We start from the raw sequence: 14,598 nt of genomic DNA on the forward strand, positions 1-14,598 counted from the left end.
GACGCCAATCAGGAACCCGCTCATGACCAGTGCCTTGCCCTTCGACGATTTCCGCGCGCTTCTGGCGACGCTGCCGGACCCGGACGAGGCGGCAGCGGCGCGAATGCGCACCCTGTTCGCCGAGGCGGGTGCGCCGAACCGCTCGCTGGGGCGGGTCGAGGACATCGCCGTCTGGCTTGCCGCCTGGAGCAGACGGGCGCCGCCGGCGATCAACCGGCCGCTGGTCGCGGTCTTCGCCGGCAACCATGGCGTGGTCCGGCATGGGATTTCCGCACAGCCGATGCAGGCGACAGCCGAAGCGGTGGAGCTTTGCGCGGCCGGCGGCGCGGCCGTCAACCAGGCCTGCATCGCGTCCGATCTGGGCCTGAAGGTGTTCGATCTCGCCCTTCACCTGCCGACCGGCGACATCAGCCAGGAGGCGGCGCTGGACGAGCGCGGCTGCGCGGCCACCATGGCCTTCGGCATGGAGGCGCTGGCGGGCGGCACAGATCTCGTCTGCCTGGGCGATCTCGGCGTCGGCAATGAGACCGTCGCGGCCGCCCTGTTCGCAGCGATCTTTGGGGGCTCGGGCGCGGATTGGGTGGAGCCTGACAGCGACGCCGGCCTGACCGCGCGCAGGGTGCGGGCGGTGGATGCCGCGCTGGCCTTGCATGGCGTGCATCTGAAGGACCCGCTGGAGGCACTGCGGCGGGTCGGCGGGCGCGAGTTCGCGGCGCTGGCCGGCGCCATTCTCGCTGCTCGCATGGAAAAGATCCCGGTGCTGCTTGGCGGGCATGCGGCGCTGGCGGCGGCGGTCGTGCTCCACGCGGCCAATCCGTCCGCGCTCGACCACTGCCGGCTGGCCGGCCTGCCGGACCGGACAGGTCCGGCGCGGGCCGCGGCGCGGCTGGGCTTGGTTCCGCTGCTCGACCTCAGCATCGATCATCATGGCGGGGTCGATGCCGCCCTTGCGGCCGGATTGGTGAAGGCCGCAGCGCTTGTCGGCTCCGGCATGGCCGCGGCCGTGAAGCGCTGAATTTCTCAGCGTCGCCGGCCGGCGGCGACGGCCCGCATGGGCAGCGCGGGCAGCTCCTCCATCACCCGTGTCGGCGGGAAGATGGCAATCGCCTCGGTGCCTTCGCGCAGCTTGGAGTGCAGCTGGAATTCGCCGTCGTGCATGGCGATCAGCCCCTGCACGATCGGCAGGCCGAGGCCGGTGCCCTGCTCGGCGCTCTTGATGGCGATGGAGCCCTGGCCGAAGGCCGATAGCACGACGGGAATCTCGTCGGCGGGAATACCGGGGCCGTTGTCCCGGACGGAGACATATTGCCCGCCGCCGGCGGTCCAGCCGACGCGCACGCGCACCTCGCCGCCGGTCGGCGTGAACTTGATGGCGTTCGACAGGAGATTGAGCACGATCTGACGCACGGCACGCTCGTCGGCGAACAGGCGCGGCAGGGTCGCCTCGAAATCCTGGATGATGCGGATGTCCTTGTTGCGCGCCCTCAGCTCCATCATGTGGCAGCAATCCTCGGCGATGTGCAACAGCATCACCGGCTCTTCGTTGAGCTGGTAGCGGCCGGCCTCGATGCGCGACAGGTCGAGGATCTCGTTGATGAGGTCGAGCAGATGCTGGCCGGAATCGTGGATGTCGTCGGCATAGTCGCGATAGGTCGGATTGCCCATCGATCCCAGCACTTCCTTGGCCATCACTTCGGAGAAGCCGAGGATGGCGTTCAGGGGCGTGCGCAGTTCGTGGCTCATGGAAGCGAGAAAACGCGACTTGGCGAGGTTCGCTTCCTCGGCCCGGCGCCGCGCCTCGTCCGACATCGATTTCGCCGTTTCGAGTTCGGCGATCAGCCCGTCCTTCTCGGTGCGGAAGGACAGAAGCATCACCGTGGAGCGGTTGAGGTGGCGTGCCACGTAGGCGAAGAACAAAAGCGCGACCACCAGAAGGACCAGCATGATGGCCTCGGCTGGCACCCACAGGCTGGTGCCGATCCCGGCATAGGCGGCGACCGGCACGACGAATGTGGCGAGCAGTGCGCCGCTCAGCGACGAGGTCATGATGGCGGTCGCGGCCATGGCGAGCAGAAGGATGACCGCCTTGACGATCGGGAACTGGTCGAGCGCGCAGGCATTGCAGCCGAGCGAGGCGAAATAGGCCCAGCCGAGGCCGCTGGCGAAATGGGCGAGGAGAAAATCGCGCCGTGCCTGCGCCGGCTTCACATCGGCGGCTTCGGTGTGGTCGATGCGCCGGGCGATCAGCGCAAGCGCGGTGTAGCAGGTGACGGCGAGCAGCGCCCAGATCAGTATTTCCACGCCCATGCCGGCGAACAGGCCTGCGGCGGCGATCGCAACGACGAGCAGGGGAATGGCGGTGACGCCGCTCACCATGGCGCGCGCATGGAGTTTCAGAAGTTCGCGGTCGAAATCGGGATTGCCGGACTGCTGCGAAAGGCGGTCGCGCGTCTTCCTCACCGCTCGCGCCACGTCGCTGTTGCGATGTGGCTTGGAGCGATCCACAATATTCTTGTCCGCCGTACTCGAGCGTTGCAAAGACATGAACTTCAATTTGTGCGGGCCGCGGGTGCAATTGCTAACGCTAAAGCTGAATGATTAACCAACGGTTTGCCATATGAGCGGCTGGTCTCCACGCCGGCGCTATGGCGAGCGCGGGCGTCGTCCGCGCAGCCTTTGGCGGCGGTTGTTCGACTATGCGCTGACGGTAGCCATCTTTGCCCTGCTGGCCCTGGTGGCCGCGCGGCTCGACCGGCTGAACACGCGCAGCGAGCAAGGGATCGCCGTGATCAACGACGGCGATTCGCTGACGCTCGGTTCGGTACGGGTGCGGCTGCGCGGCATCGACGCACCGGAATACACGCAGACCTGCACGCGCGACGGCGCGGACTATGCCTGCGGCAGGATGGCGCGACAGGCGCTGGCTACGCTGATCGGAAGGCGCAAGGTCGACTGCAGCGGCTGGCAGAAGGATCGCTACGGCCGGCTGCTCGGCGACTGCAAGGCCGGCGACGTCGACCTCAACCGGGGGCAGGTGGAGGCCGGATGGGCGGTCGCCTATGGCGGTTTCGAGCGTGAGGAGGCGACCGCGCGTTCGGCCCGGCGCGGCATCTGGGCCGGCAGTTTCGTCCAGCCGCAGGAATGGCGGCGGACGCATCGGGCCGAGCCCGAGCCGAGGCACGACCCGCTGGGAGGGATCGTCAACGGCTTGAGAGAATTGTTTCGATTCCGCTGAACGCACGGTCTAATGTTACCGGAGGATCAAGGCATGAGGACAAGAGGATGAAGCTTTTCGACGGCGGCCGCGCACCCAACCCGCGCCGGGTGCGGGTATTCCTCGCCGAAAAGGGCATCGAGGTGCCGCTGGTGCCGGTGGACATGGGGGCGCTGGAGCATAGGCAGGAAGCGGTCAGTTCGCGCAACCCGCTCCGGCGCCTGCCGGTGCTGGAACTGGACGACGGCACGGTGCTGACCGAATCCGTCGCCATCTGCCGCTATTTCGAGGAGCTTCATCCGGAGCCGGCGCTGTTCGGGCGCGGCGCGCTCGGCAAGGCGCTGGTGGAGATGTGGCAGCGGCGGATGGAGCTCAACCTGATGTTCCCCGTGTCGCAGGCGTTCCGGCACATCCATCCGGCGATGAAGGAGTGGGAAGTGCCGCAAATCCCCGAATGGGGCGAGGCCAACAAGCCGAAGGCGGTGGAGTTCCTTCACATTCTCGACAGCGAGTTGGCCGGGCGCGAATTCGTGGCGGGCGACGCCTATTCCATCGCCGACATCACCGGCCTGATCGCCGTCGATTTCATGAAGCCGGCGCGCATCCAGATGCCGGAGGAATGCGCCAACGTCCGGCGCTGGTACCAGGCCGTTTCCAGCCGACCGAGCGCCTCTGCCTGATCCATGTCCGAAGACCTGCAACAGCTTGCGGCGCGCGTGCGCGCCTGCCACATCTGCGTGGAGATGCCGCGCGGCAAGCCGCTGCCGCACGAGCCGCGCCCGGTGCTGCAGGTGTCGACGCAGGCGCGCGTCCTGATCGCCAGCCAGGCGCCGGGCACCAAGGTCCATCTCAGCGGCCGGCCGTTCACCGACGCTTCGGGTGACCGCCTGCGAAGCTGGCTGGGCGTGACCAGCGAGGAATTCTACGACGCGAAGAAATTCGCCATCGTGCCGATGGGCTTCTGCTTTCCGGGACAGGACGCCAAGGGCAGCGACCTGCCGCCGCGGCGCGAATGCGCGCCGGCCTGGCGTTCGCAGCTGATGGCGGCGATGCCCCAGATCAACCTCGTGCTGACCATCGGCATGTACGCGCAGGAATGGCACATGGGCGAAAAACGGCATGGGTCGCTGAGCGAGACGGTCGCCAATTGGCGGGCCGCATGGGCCTCGGAAGTCTCGCCCCGGGTGCTGCCGCTGCCGCATCCGTCGTGGCGCAACACCGCCTGGCTGAAGCGCAATCCATGGTTCGAAACGGATTTGCTGCCTTTCCTGAAGGGGGAAATTCGCCACCGGCTCGGCTGAGCAGTGGAAAATTTTCACCCTCCATACCGATATTTCGCAGAAATTCTTTCTTGCCTGACCGGCTATCAAGGCGGATTATCGCGAACCTTTTCTCCTGGGAGCTGTTCATGGATCGCCTCGACCGGAAAATCCTGCGCCTGTTGCAGGAGGACGCGACGCTCGCCGTGGCCGATGTCGCCAAGAAAGTAGGCCTGTCGACGACGCCGTGCTGGCGGCGCATCCAGAAGCTGGAGGAGGAGGGCGTCATCCGCCGCCGGGTGGCGCTGCTCGATCCGGAGAAGATCAACGTCAAGGTGACGGTGTTCGTGTCGATCCGCACCAACTCGCACAGCCATGAATGGCTGCGGCGCTTTTCCGAGGTCATCCAGGAATTCCCCGAGGTGGTCGAATTCTACCGCATGAGCGGCGACGTCGACTATCTGCTCAGGGTCGTTGTGCCGGACATCGCCGCCTACGACGCGTTCTACAAGCGGCTGATCACCAAGATCGAGATCCGCGAAGTGTCGTCGGCCTTCGCCATGGAGCAGATCAAGTTCACCACCGAAATGCCGCTCGACTATATGGTGCTGGACAAGGAGTCCGGCCAAAGCGCGGCCTGAGCTTTTCGGGCAAACGTCTTCATCGCCACGCCCGGATTTTCGTCCGTCTGGCCATTGTCAAAGAGCTGACCTCTTATGCTTGAGGTCGGGAAGCGGGCGCGGGAGCCGTGCCTGCTAAGTAAGTATATGGCGCGGCATCCCGCGCCCGCCGGTGTCTTGCCTCCCCGAGGGTCGCTGCCGCCTTTCTGGGGCGGCCCGCTGGCTCGGTCGAGGCCCGGACTTGGGGGCTCATCACCCAGCCACCTACCGCAGACGACCAGCCCGGCACCCTCTCCCGCCACAAGCGCCCGGTTCGCGACCCGCGTTCCCGCACAGGAGATGACGAGGAGTATGAGGCGGCTGAAAAGGACGGGGATAGATTTCGGGAAGATTTTTCGCACAGGCGCAGTGTTTAACGGTTCGCGCCCTTCGCTGCCCGGCCAAATCTACTTCTTCAGGAACTTCCAGGGGTTGGCCTGTTGCAACTCGACGGTTTCGGGCACGCTGTCGATGTCGGCCACTTCCGCGCCGCTGAAGGCGTAGCCGGATTGGATGACGGTCACGCCGTCGGTGATGAAAAGCTGGCTCTTTTCCATATCCGGTTTCAACCGCCCGGTGACCGCAACCGTCTGATAGGCCTTTTCCATCCGGTACGGCTTCGGCAGCGTCACCAGCACGATCTGGTTCGGCGGTGGCGTCGGCATGTGGCTGCATGCGCCCGTCCACGGCACCAGCAGGAACTGGTAGACGAGGTCGCCGTCGCGATCGACCGGCAGCGCGTAGCCCTTGAGCTCGACCGTCTCGTCGGCGGCGTTCCAGGCCAGCGTTTCGCCATGGTCGGGAAGGAGGGCCGCGATCATCGGCCGGCTGAAAGTCTGCGCCGCCGGCTGCGCAGCTGGTCGCAGGTCTTTCCACAAGACGGTCTTCGCCGCCTCAGGGGCCGCATTCGCCACCCCAAGGCCGGTTAGCAGGGCGGCCAGGAAAGCCGCGCTTCTCCAAGGCATGTTTGCGGTCATCGCAGGCAGTTAATCGCGCCGTCGCCGGCTGGTCAATTCACAGGTGCGTCGCCGGTCGCCTTCTTCGCGAGCCGTTCCAGCGTTTTCGCGTCGGTGAGTTCGCGCACGGCGTCCTTGCCGATCCAGCGCGCGGTCTTGTCGGGAGATGCGGCCAGCTTGCGCGCCAGCGCGAGGGCAGGGGCGTGCAGTCCGGTCGAGCGCTTGCCGATCTGCCGCAAGGCCCAGTTGACGGCCTTCCTGATGAAGTTGCGGGCGTCGGCCGCATGGGCTTCGACCAGCGGCAGGTACGCCGCGAAAGTGGCGTCCGGCTCCTTCTTGCGGTGGACGGCAGCCCAGGCCAGCATGGCGAAGGCAGCGCGGCGGACGAATTCGCGCTCGTCGGCGGCGAATTCCTCGATCAGGTTCCGCCAGAACGGCGTATCGACGAACAGGTCCGATACGCCGTCGACGATCTCCCAGGAGTTGAAGTCGACGGCCCATTCCCGGCATTGCGCGATGCCCACCTTGTCCGGTTCGTCGGTGAAGGCGGCGAGCAGCCGCGCCTCGCGGACGCCGCTTCGCCACAGCTCCAGCGCCCGCTCGTGGTCGCGCTTCAGGTCGCGGGCAAGGCGCCTGAGGTCGGTGTTGCCGATGCCGAGCGCCGCGCCGGTCTCGATACCGAAGCGCGCCATGCCGGCGCGGTTCTCATCGTTGCCCATCTCGTTTAGCCGCGCGATCGCCTCGACCGCGGTGGACGCAGGCGTGAGCGGCTCAGGCATGGCGCTTATCTTTCCAGCAAGGCCAGCAGCGAGGACGTATCCCAACGGTTGCCGCCCATCTGCTGCACCTGCTTGTAGAACTGATCGACCAGCGCGGTGACCGGCAGCCTGGCGCCGTTGCGGTCGGCTTCATCGAGGCAGATGCCAAGGTCCTTGCGCATCCAGTCGACGGCGAAGCCGAAATCGTATTTGCCGGCGTTCATGGTCTTGTGACGGTTCTCCATCTGCCAGGAACCGGCCGCGCCCTTGGAGATGACTTCGACCACCTTCTCGATGTCGAGGCCTGCCTTCTTGCCGAAATGAATGCCCTCGGAAAGGCCCTGCACGAGGCCGGCGATGCAGATCTGGTTGATCATCTTGGTGAGCTGGCCCGCGCCCGCCGGCCCCATCAGGCCGACCATACGCGCAAAGGCGTTGATCACTGGCTTCGCGCGGTCGAACACGGCCTGCTCGCCGCCGACCATGACGGTGAGCACGCCGTTCTCGGCGCCCGCCTGGCCACCCGACACCGGCGCATCGAGGAAGGAAAAGCCGCGCTTGGCCGCTGCCGCCGCCAGTTCGCGCGCGACTTCGGCGGAAGCGGTGGTGTTGTCGATGAACACCGCGCCCTTCTTCATGGCGGCGAACGCGCCCTGCGCGCCGATCGTCACCTCGCGCAGGTCGTCGTCGTTGCCGACGCAGGAGAAGACGAAGTCCTTGCCTTCAGCTGCCTCGGCCGGCGTGCGGGCGAAAGCGCCGCCGTGCTCGGCCGCCCATTTCTCCGCCTTGGCGGTGGTGCGGTTATAGACGGTGACGTCGTGGCCGCCCTTGTGCTTCAGGTGCGCGGCCATCGGGTAGCCCATCACGCCAAGACCGAGAAACGCCACTTTCGCCATGTCGATAATCCCCTTGCTGATTGCGCTGGCGTTCTACCGCATTGCACAAGCCGAGGGGAAGGCGAAAGGGCGGCTGGACCAGCCGTTCACCGCTTCAAGTGGCGGGTGAGGCGGCGCTCGATCCACTCGATGCCGTGGCGCAGCGTCTCGACGATCATCAGGTAGATGACCGCCGCCCACAGGTAGGACTGGAAGTCGAAGGTGCGCGAATAGGTGAAGCGGGTGATGCCCATCAGGTCGTAGACGGTGATGATGGAGACGATGGCCGAGCCCTTGACCATCAGGATCACCTCGTTGCCGTAGGGGCGCAGGGCGACCACCGCCGCCTGCGGCAGGATGACCTTCCACATGGTCTGCAGCTTGTGCAGGCCGAGCGAGGCGGCGCCCTCCCACTGGCCGCGCGGCACGCTTTCGATGGCGCCGCGCAGCATCTCGGCCTGATAGGCGGCGGTGTTCAGCGAGAAGGCGAAGATCGCGCAATACCAGGCCTCGCGGAAGAACCACCACAGACCGACCGATTGCAGTTCGGGTCGGAAGGCGCCGAGGCCGTAATAGACGAGGAAGGTCTGCGCCAAGAGCGGCGTGCCGCGGAAGAAGTAGACATAGGCGTAGGCGAGACCGGAAAAGACCGGATTCTTCGACATGCGGCCAAGCGCGACCGGGATCGACAGGATGGCGCCGATGACGATGGAGACCGCCACCAGCCCGACGGTGACGCCGAGGCCGTACAGGTAGCCGGGGCCGTATTTCTCGACCAGCGGCAGGTTCCAGGAGGTGACGAGGAACCAGACGAGGCCGATGGCCAGCAGGATCCACAGCGCCACCAATACGTGGCCGGCGATGCGCTGCCCCGACCAGCCGCGCGGCGGCAGCGGCGGAGGCGCTTCGTCGAGGGCGGTGCCGGCGGCGCTCATCGGCGCATGTCCCGGTTGTCGACGGACCGCTCGATGGCGCGGATGCCGAAGGAGGAGATGACCGACAGCACCAGATAGACCAGCGTGGCGAAGCCGAAGAACAGGAAGGCGTGCTTGGTGACGCGCGCGGCGATGCTGGTCTGGCGCAGGATGTCGCTCAGGCCGATCGCCGAAACCAGCGCGGTATCCTTGAGCAGGATCAGCCACAGGTTCGCGAGGCCGGGCAGGGCGATGCGGATCAGTTGCGGCAGGACGACGAGCCGCATGGTCTGCCAGTTGGTCAGGCCGATGGCATGGCCACCCTCGTACTGGCCGCTGGGAATGGCCTTGAAGGCCGAAAGGAAGACCTCGCTGGCGTAGGAGGAAAAGACCACGCCGAGCGCGATCATGCCGGCGACGAAGGCGCTGACGTCCACCGTCGCGCCGGGATCGAAAAGCTGGAACAGTTTCTGCAAACCGATCTGGCCGCCGAAATAGACCAGGAACAGCGTCAGGAGTTCGGGCAGGCCGCGGAAGATGGTGGTGTAGACATTGCCGGCCAGCCGCAGCGATGGCTCGCTCGACTGCTTGGCGAGGGCGACCAGGAAGCCGACGGCCAGGCCGACAGGCAACGTGGCGAGCGCCAGCGAGACGGTAACGAAAACGCCGTAGGCGATATCATCGAGCCACCCCTCCGGCCCCCAGCTCAATAGCGTCCATGCGCCCGGCATACGCTCGATCGTTCCCCTGTGGCTTTTCTATCAGGCCGCGCGGTCTTTTTCCCCGCCGCGCGGTCCGGTGACGACACGGCCGGCGGAGATGTCTCCGCCGACCGCGACCAGAGCTGTAATCAGGATTCGGCGCCGTAGACGTCGAACTTGAAGTACTTGTCGTTGATTTCCTTGTACTTGCCGTTGGCGCGGATGGCCTTGATGGCTTCGTTCAGCTTGTCCACCAGTTCCTTGTCGCCCTTGCGCACGGCGATGCCGGCGCCAGGGCCGAAGATATCGACCGGCTGCGGCTCGGGCGTGCCGAGGATCTTGCAGCAGGCGCCGTCCGGCGTCTCCAGCCACTGCGACAGCACGACGATGTCGTCCTCGATGGCGTCGAGACGGCCATTGACTAGGTCAAGCTGCTCCTCGGGGCTCGACGGATAGCCCTTCACGGTCGAGTCCGTGTAGGTCTGCGAGGCGTAGTTGAAGTGCGTGGTGGAGGTGGCGACGCCGATCGTCTTGCCGGCGAGGTCGGCCTTGGTGGTGCCCTTCAGGTCGCTGTCCTTGGGCACGACGATGGCCGAGGGCGTGTTGTAGTACTTGCCGGAGAAGTCGACCTTCTCGGCGCGTTCCGGCGTGATCGACATGGAAGCGATGATGGCGTCGAACTTGCCGGCCTGGAGGGCGGGGATGATGCCGTCCCAGTCCTGCGTGACCCATTCGCACTTCACCTTCATCTGCTCGCACAGCGCATTGCCGATGTCGATGTCGAAGCCTTCGAGCTTGCCGTCGGCGGTGAGGTTGTTGAAGGGCGGATAGGCGCCTTCGGTGCCGAGCTTGAGAACCTTGTCCTCGGCGTGGGCGACGCCCAGCGCCAGCATGGCGGCGGATGCCGCCAGGGCGATACGCAATGCAATACGCATGATGTTCCTCTCTGAATGGTCCCGACCGTTGTTGCAAACGGCTTCTTGGGACGGCGCCTGTGGCCGTCCGCTGGCGGATACTCCCACTGTTTCCAGCAAAAAAGCAACTGCAAAACCACGGCCCGGCGCTTTGGCGGCTATTGCTGGGCCAGAGGTCAGGCGATGCGTTGACAGACTGCGGCAACCTGTCGCCGCACAAGAATAAAATCAGCGGGCGAGTCCGGCGTCCCGCTCGACGAAATCGGCGATGGCGGCGATGTCGTCGAGGTCGAAGACCGGCAGCGTCTCGCCGGCTTGCGCGGAATCGGCGGCGACGGCGACGATGTTGGGATCGGAGGGCGAAAGCGGCTCGCGGTTTTTCGCCTCGCGCCTGCGGGCCTCGATCTTGCGATGCGCTTCCCTCTTGTAGCCCTCGACGATGACGATGTCGGCCGGCGCCATGCGCTGGAGGATGGCTGCCAGCGGCGGCTCCTCCTCGTCACGCAGTTCATGCATCAGCGCCCAGCGGCGGCCGGAAACGATGGCCACTTCCGTCGCGCCGGCCTGGCGGTGGCGGAACGAATCGGCGCCCGGCTTGTCGATGTCGAAATCGTGGTGGGCGTGTTTGACGGTCGACACCCGCCAGCCGCGCCGCACCAGTTCGGCTACCAGTTTCTCGGTCAACGTGGTCTTGCCGGAGTTCTTCCAGCCGGTGACGCCGAAGATGCGGCTGGCGGTCATGCGAGGCTCCGCGACAACCGCTCGGCCTCGGCGAGGTCCTGCGGCGTGTTGATGTTGAAGAAAGGATCGAAGGTGCCGCCGCCGGCAAGCTCCGCCGGCGGGAAATCGACGTCGACATGGGCGTTGGCGTCGATGAAGGCGGTGACGCGCCGGTTGCCGTCGTCGACCAGCATGCGCCGCAACGGACGGGCAAGCGCCAGCGGCCACAGCGCGAAGGTCGGGTGCCGGCGTTCGCCGCAACGCGCGACCGCGACGGTGTCGGTTCGGTCCTCGGCGGCGGCGAGCAGGCGCCGGACGAGGTCTTCAGGGAAGAACGGCGTGTCGGACGCCGCCGTCGCCAGCCATCGGCACGGCGTCGCGGCGGCGGCCCATTCCAGACCGGCGAGCAGCCCGGCCAGCGGCCCGGCGAATCCGGGGACGGTGTCGGCCACCACCGGCAGGGTCAGCGCGCCGAAGCGCGCGGGGTCGCCGTTGGCGTTCAGGGCCAGCGTCCCGACCTGCGGCCGCAGGCGCTGAATGACGTGAGCGAGCAGAGTGCTTCGGCCAAGCGGCGCCAGCGCCTTGTCGCCGCCGCCCATGCGCCGCGACAGGCCGCCCGCCAGGATGATGCCTGCAACGCCCTCGTTCATATCCGTTTCAAACCGCGTTCGTGCCGGTCGGGCCTATATGCCGTCCGGGGCGAGGTTCGGTCCAGTGCTTTCGGAGGCTGCCTTGCCGCGGCCCGTGACGCGCTCGCGGTAGAGCGTATAGACCCCGGAGCCGACGATGATGAACGCCCCGAGGATCATGGCGGAATCGGGGAAGTCGCCGAACACCATCACGCTCAGCACGATCGACCACAGAAGGGCGGTGTAGCGGAAGGGCGCGATGAAGGAGATGTCGCCGACCCGCATGGCCATAATGATGAACTGGTAGCCGATCAGCACCAGGACGGCGGCCAATGCCAGGAAACCGGTGCTTGCATGGGTCATCGGCGACCAGCCGCCCATGACGGGGAGCAGCGCTGCGCCCAGCACCGTCATGGCCACCGAGGTCACGCCCGAGATCAGCAGGGTGGGGACGTCGTCGGGGATGCGCCGGGTGACCAAATCGCGCACCGCGCAGAAGCATACGCTGCCCAGGACCAGCAGCGAATAGGCGCTGAAGCCCGCGAAGCCCGGCCGAACGATGACCAGCACGCCGGCGAAGCCGACGGTGATCGCCAGCCATCGCCGCCAGCCGACGCCCTCGCCGAAGAACAGCGCAGCCCCCATCGTCACCGCCAGCGGCAGGGCCTGCTGCACGGCCGAGACGTTGGCGAGCGGTAGGTGGGCGAGCGCCAGAAGATAGCAAACGGTGCCCCCTGCCTCGCCGGCGACGCGCAGGGCGATCAGCGGCTGCAGCGCTAGACGCGGCCGGGCCAGCGCGCCCTGCTGCCAGGCGAGCAGGGCGACCAGGGCGGTGGCGAAGACGCCGCGCACCAGCATCACCTGCGCCATGCTCATCGATTCGGAAGAAAATTTCGTGATCGCGTCGTTGAGCGTGAAGGCTGCCATGGCGACGACCATGAAGAGCGCGCCGCGAAAATTGGGAGAAAGGGGCACGAGACGCTCCGACCGGACGGTTCGCGATGGTCGACGGGGGGCTCAGCCTTTACCCGAGACGGGGCGGACAGCAATGCCAAAGCGATGGGCCACCAGCCTTGATGAAACAGGGATTTGCGGCTGTCCGGCAAATCCGCATAGCCGCGATGTCCGGATATGACAGGATTGTGCGCTGCGGCATATTGAAAGCTAAGCAGGCTTATAATATATGGCGCTCATGGTTTCCGACGGCATAGAAAGACTGGGATTTCTGATCCACGATGTGCAGCGCCACATGCGCAAGCGTTTCGACGCGCGCGCCAGTGCTTTCGGCCTGTCCGCCGCGCAGTGGCGGCTGATGGTGCGCGCCGCGAAAGAAGAAGGAATCACCCAGGCTCGCCTGGCGGAACTTCTCGAAATCGAGCCGATCAGCGTCTCACGCCTCGTCGACCGCATGGAAGAGGGCGGCTGGGTGGAGCGGCGAGCCGATCCTTCCGACCGGCGGGTGCGGACGGTTTATCCCACGCCCAGGGCCCGCGAGGCCTATGCGTCGGTCAAAAGCATGGCGGGCGATGTTTACGAAGAGGCATTGGCCGGGCTTTCCCGGGATCAGCGGCGCACGCTGATCGTCTGCCTCGACAAGATCGTTGAGAATCTCGGGGACGGCGAGACGTCGTCCTGCGACATGGCAAAAAAGACGGAAAGCGTAACAGCATGAACGCGGTCACCAAAGTGGACGAGAACGTGACGAAGCTGGAAATGGAAGCTCCGGCGCAGCCGGCGGCTCCCGCCGCGGTCGTACCGCCGCTGCCGGAGCCCGCCGCACAGCCGAAAAAGAAGAAGCGCGGCCGCAGCCGTTTCATCCTCATGTTCGCGCTGCCGCTGCTTCTGGCGGCCGGCGGCGCCTATGTGTGGGTGACGGGCGGCCGCTACGAGGAAACCGACAACGCCAACCTGCGGCAGGCCCGGGTTTCGATTTCGGCCGACACCGCCGGCCGCATCGTCGAGGTCGACGTCGCCGACAACCAGTCGGTCAAGAAGGGCGACGTGCTGTTCAAGATCGATCCGCAGCCTTATCAGATCGCGCTGGCGCAGGCGGACGCCGCGGTCGCCAACGCGCGCCTCAATGTCGAGCAGCTTCGCGCCGCCTACAGTCAGGCGATGGCGCAGGAGAAGTCGGCGGCCAGCGAGGTGAACTACGCGCAGTCGCAGTTCGATCGCGCTTCCGACCTCGCCAAGAAGGGCATCAACACGACCTCGGCCCTTGACGAGGCCCGCAACGACCTGGACAAGGCCAAGCAGCAACTGGCCGTGGCGGAACAGGGCATCGAGAGCGCCAAGGCGGCGCTCGGCGGCAATCCGGCCATCGAGACGGACAAGCATCCGGCCGTGCTGGCCGCGCTCGCCCAGCGCGACAAGGCGGCCTTCGACCTGTCGCAGACCACCGTGGCGGCGCCAGCCGACGGCGTCGTCTACCAGGCCGCGTCGTTCAAGGTCGGCCAGTACGTTTCCACCGGAACGCCGCTGTTTGCGCTGGTCGAAACCGAGGACACCTGGATCGACGCCAATTTCAAGGAGACCCAGCTTACCCACCTGAAGCCCGGCCAGACGGCCGATGTGGTGCTGGACACCTATCCGGGCCGGACCTTCAAGGCGACCGTCGAGGCGATCGGCGCAGGCACCGGCGCGGAGTTCTCGCTGCTGCCGGCACAGAACGCCACCGGCAACTGGGTCAAGGTCACGCAGCGCATTCCGGTGCGGCTGAAGCTGGACGACAACGCCGGGAAGCTGGCGCTGCGCACCGGCATGAGCGCCGACGTCACCGTCGATACCGGCCACACGCGCGGTTTCGCCGGCCTGTTCGGCGGCCACGCCGTGGCGGCGGAAGGCGAGTAAGCGTTTTCCGGCCGCGGCATCCGCGGCCGACCCCATCGGAACAGCATCCCCACAGGTGCGGTTCCGTACTCCGGGTGGCTGGGCGATCAGCCGATGATCCCGGGACCGGCTATCCCCCCGTTGCCGGTCGCGAGATCGTCGGCGTAGCC

At 66.4% G+C, this 14,598-nt stretch carries 17 protein-coding genes; 7 read left to right on the forward strand and 10 right to left on the reverse strand.

Features of this window, described 5'->3' with window-relative positions; all coding sequences use genetic code 11:
- The first annotated feature begins 22 nt into the window (after positions 1–22).
- Positions 23–1,015, forward strand: coding sequence for a nicotinate-nucleotide--dimethylbenzimidazole phosphoribosyltransferase (locus tag E6C48_RS02300; protein ID WP_136353553.1), 993 nt, complete (start codon positions 23–25; stop codon positions 1,013–1,015).
- 5 nt (positions 1,016–1,020) lie between these two features.
- Here E6C48_RS02300 and E6C48_RS02305 read toward each other — a convergent pair whose 3' ends face one another.
- On the reverse strand, positions 1,021–2,544 hold the full coding sequence (locus E6C48_RS02305; protein ID WP_136353555.1) for a sensor histidine kinase: 1,524 nt from the start codon (positions 2,542–2,544) through the stop codon (positions 1,021–1,023).
- Between the two features lie 73 nt (positions 2,545–2,617).
- On the opposite strand from E6C48_RS02305, the gene E6C48_RS02310 reads away from it, so the two are divergent.
- The 4 genes from E6C48_RS02310 (at position 2,618) to E6C48_RS02325 (ending at position 5,114) form a co-directional block, all read left to right on the forward strand.
- A complete protein-coding gene (locus E6C48_RS02310) occupies positions 2,618–3,235 on the forward strand; it encodes a thermonuclease family protein (protein ID WP_136353557.1) in 618 nt (205 codons plus the stop codon).
- Positions 3,236–3,282: 47 nt separating this feature from the next.
- Entirely contained in the window at positions 3,283–3,894 is a 612-nt protein-coding gene (locus E6C48_RS02315) for a glutathione S-transferase (RefSeq protein ID WP_136353559.1), read from the forward strand.
- Between the two features lie 3 nt (positions 3,895–3,897).
- Positions 3,898–4,515: a uracil-DNA glycosylase family protein gene (locus E6C48_RS02320; protein WP_136353561.1), complete on the forward strand. Its 618-nt coding sequence runs from the start codon at positions 3,898–3,900 to the stop codon at positions 4,513–4,515.
- A gap of 107 nt (positions 4,516–4,622) precedes the next feature.
- Positions 4,623–5,114: an Lrp/AsnC family transcriptional regulator gene (locus E6C48_RS02325; protein WP_136353563.1), complete on the forward strand. Its 492-nt coding sequence runs from the start codon at positions 4,623–4,625 to the stop codon at positions 5,112–5,114.
- A gap of 425 nt (positions 5,115–5,539) precedes the next feature.
- On the opposite strand, the gene E6C48_RS02330 is transcribed toward E6C48_RS02325, so the two are convergent.
- The 9 genes from E6C48_RS02330 to E6C48_RS02370 all read right to left on the reverse strand — a co-directional run bounded on the left by E6C48_RS02330 (position 5,540) and on the right by E6C48_RS02370 (position 12,574).
- Positions 5,540–6,097: a DUF3299 domain-containing protein gene (locus E6C48_RS02330; protein WP_136353565.1), complete on the reverse strand. Its 558-nt coding sequence runs from the start codon at positions 6,095–6,097 to the stop codon at positions 5,540–5,542.
- Between the two features lie 44 nt (positions 6,098–6,141).
- The gene (locus E6C48_RS02335; RefSeq protein WP_136353567.1) at positions 6,142–6,867 is read right to left on the reverse strand and encodes a DNA alkylation repair protein; all 726 of its coding nucleotides are present in this window, start codon (positions 6,865–6,867) and stop codon (positions 6,142–6,144) included.
- A 5-nt stretch (positions 6,868–6,872) separates the two neighbouring features.
- Positions 6,873–7,742 carry an NAD(P)-dependent oxidoreductase gene (locus E6C48_RS02340; protein WP_136353569.1) on the reverse strand — a complete coding sequence of 290 codons (870 nt, stop codon included), beginning with the start codon at positions 7,740–7,742 and terminating at the stop codon, positions 6,873–6,875.
- Positions 7,743–7,828: 86 nt separating this feature from the next.
- Positions 7,829–8,656 carry an ABC transporter permease gene (locus E6C48_RS02345; protein WP_136353571.1) on the reverse strand — a complete coding sequence of 276 codons (828 nt, stop codon included), beginning with the start codon at positions 8,654–8,656 and terminating at the stop codon, positions 7,829–7,831.
- The gene (locus E6C48_RS02350) at positions 8,653–9,366 is read right to left on the reverse strand and encodes an ABC transporter permease (protein WP_136353573.1); all 714 of its coding nucleotides are present in this window, start codon (positions 9,364–9,366) and stop codon (positions 8,653–8,655) included. Before E6C48_RS02350 ends, E6C48_RS02345 begins: the two co-directional genes overlap by 4 nt.
- A 119-nt stretch (positions 9,367–9,485) precedes the next feature.
- A complete protein-coding gene (locus tag E6C48_RS02355) occupies positions 9,486–10,271 on the reverse strand; it encodes an ABC transporter substrate-binding protein (RefSeq protein ID WP_136353575.1) in 786 nt (261 codons plus the stop codon).
- 207 nt (positions 10,272–10,478) lie between these two features.
- Entirely contained in the window at positions 10,479–10,991 is a 513-nt protein-coding gene (gene mobB, locus E6C48_RS02360; protein WP_136353577.1) for a molybdopterin-guanine dinucleotide biosynthesis protein B, read from the reverse strand.
- Positions 10,988–11,620 carry a molybdenum cofactor guanylyltransferase MobA gene (gene mobA, locus E6C48_RS02365; RefSeq protein WP_136353579.1) on the reverse strand — a complete coding sequence of 211 codons (633 nt, stop codon included), beginning with the start codon at positions 11,618–11,620 and terminating at the stop codon, positions 10,988–10,990. Before mobA ends, mobB begins: the two co-directional genes overlap by 4 nt.
- Positions 11,621–11,653: 33 nt before the next feature.
- The gene (locus tag E6C48_RS02370; protein WP_136353581.1) at positions 11,654–12,574 is read right to left on the reverse strand and encodes a DMT family transporter; all 921 of its coding nucleotides are present in this window, start codon (positions 12,572–12,574) and stop codon (positions 11,654–11,656) included.
- A 217-nt stretch (positions 12,575–12,791) separates the two neighbouring features.
- Between E6C48_RS02370 and E6C48_RS02375 the strand changes: the two genes are divergently transcribed.
- Complete coding sequence (locus E6C48_RS02375) at positions 12,792–13,271, forward strand: MarR family winged helix-turn-helix transcriptional regulator (RefSeq protein WP_136353999.1); 480 nt, start codon at positions 12,792–12,794, stop codon at positions 13,269–13,271.
- Positions 13,268–14,449 carry an HlyD family secretion protein gene (locus E6C48_RS02380; protein ID WP_136353583.1) on the forward strand — a complete coding sequence of 394 codons (1,182 nt, stop codon included), beginning with the start codon at positions 13,268–13,270 and terminating at the stop codon, positions 14,447–14,449. Before E6C48_RS02375 ends, E6C48_RS02380 begins: the two co-directional genes overlap by 4 nt.
- The last annotated feature ends 149 nt before the right edge of the window (positions 14,450–14,598 follow it).

The sequence above is a fragment of the Ollibium composti genome, from assembly GCF_004801285.1.
Taxonomy (GTDB): domain Bacteria; phylum Pseudomonadota; class Alphaproteobacteria; order Rhizobiales; family Rhizobiaceae; genus Mesorhizobium; species Mesorhizobium composti.

Excerpts from the sequence above, each read along its gene's own strand:
- E6C48_RS02300 (WP_136353553.1), top strand. The coding sequence starts at position 23 with ATGACCAGTGCCTTGCCCTTCGACGATTTCCGCGCGCTTCTGGCGACG.
- E6C48_RS02305 (WP_136353555.1), bottom strand. The coding sequence starts at position 2,544 with ATGTCTTTGCAACGCTCGAGTACGGCGGACAAGAATATTGTGGATCGC.
- E6C48_RS02310 (WP_136353557.1), top strand. The coding sequence starts at position 2,618 with ATGAGCGGCTGGTCTCCACGCCGGCGCTATGGCGAGCGCGGGCGTCGT.
- E6C48_RS02315 (WP_136353559.1), top strand. The coding sequence starts at position 3,283 with ATGAAGCTTTTCGACGGCGGCCGCGCACCCAACCCGCGCCGGGTGCGG.
- E6C48_RS02320 (WP_136353561.1), top strand. The coding sequence starts at position 3,898 with ATGTCCGAAGACCTGCAACAGCTTGCGGCGCGCGTGCGCGCCTGCCAC.
- E6C48_RS02325 (WP_136353563.1), top strand. The coding sequence starts at position 4,623 with ATGGATCGCCTCGACCGGAAAATCCTGCGCCTGTTGCAGGAGGACGCG.
- E6C48_RS02330 (WP_136353565.1), bottom strand. The coding sequence starts at position 6,097 with ATGCCTTGGAGAAGCGCGGCTTTCCTGGCCGCCCTGCTAACCGGCCTT.
- E6C48_RS02335 (WP_136353567.1), bottom strand. The coding sequence starts at position 6,867 with ATGCCTGAGCCGCTCACGCCTGCGTCCACCGCGGTCGAGGCGATCGCG.
- E6C48_RS02340 (WP_136353569.1), bottom strand. The coding sequence starts at position 7,742 with ATGGCGAAAGTGGCGTTTCTCGGTCTTGGCGTGATGGGCTACCCGATG.
- E6C48_RS02345 (WP_136353571.1), bottom strand. The coding sequence starts at position 8,656 with ATGAGCGCCGCCGGCACCGCCCTCGACGAAGCGCCTCCGCCGCTGCCG.
- E6C48_RS02350 (WP_136353573.1), bottom strand. The coding sequence starts at position 9,366 with ATGCCGGGCGCATGGACGCTATTGAGCTGGGGGCCGGAGGGGTGGCTC.
- E6C48_RS02355 (WP_136353575.1), bottom strand. The coding sequence starts at position 10,271 with ATGCGTATTGCATTGCGTATCGCCCTGGCGGCATCCGCCGCCATGCTG.
- mobB (WP_136353577.1), bottom strand. The coding sequence starts at position 10,991 with ATGACCGCCAGCCGCATCTTCGGCGTCACCGGCTGGAAGAACTCCGGC.
- mobA (WP_136353579.1), bottom strand. The coding sequence starts at position 11,620 with ATGAACGAGGGCGTTGCAGGCATCATCCTGGCGGGCGGCCTGTCGCGG.
- E6C48_RS02375 (WP_136353999.1), top strand. The coding sequence starts at position 12,792 with ATGGTTTCCGACGGCATAGAAAGACTGGGATTTCTGATCCACGATGTG.
- E6C48_RS02380 (WP_136353583.1), top strand. The coding sequence starts at position 13,268 with ATGAACGCGGTCACCAAAGTGGACGAGAACGTGACGAAGCTGGAAATG.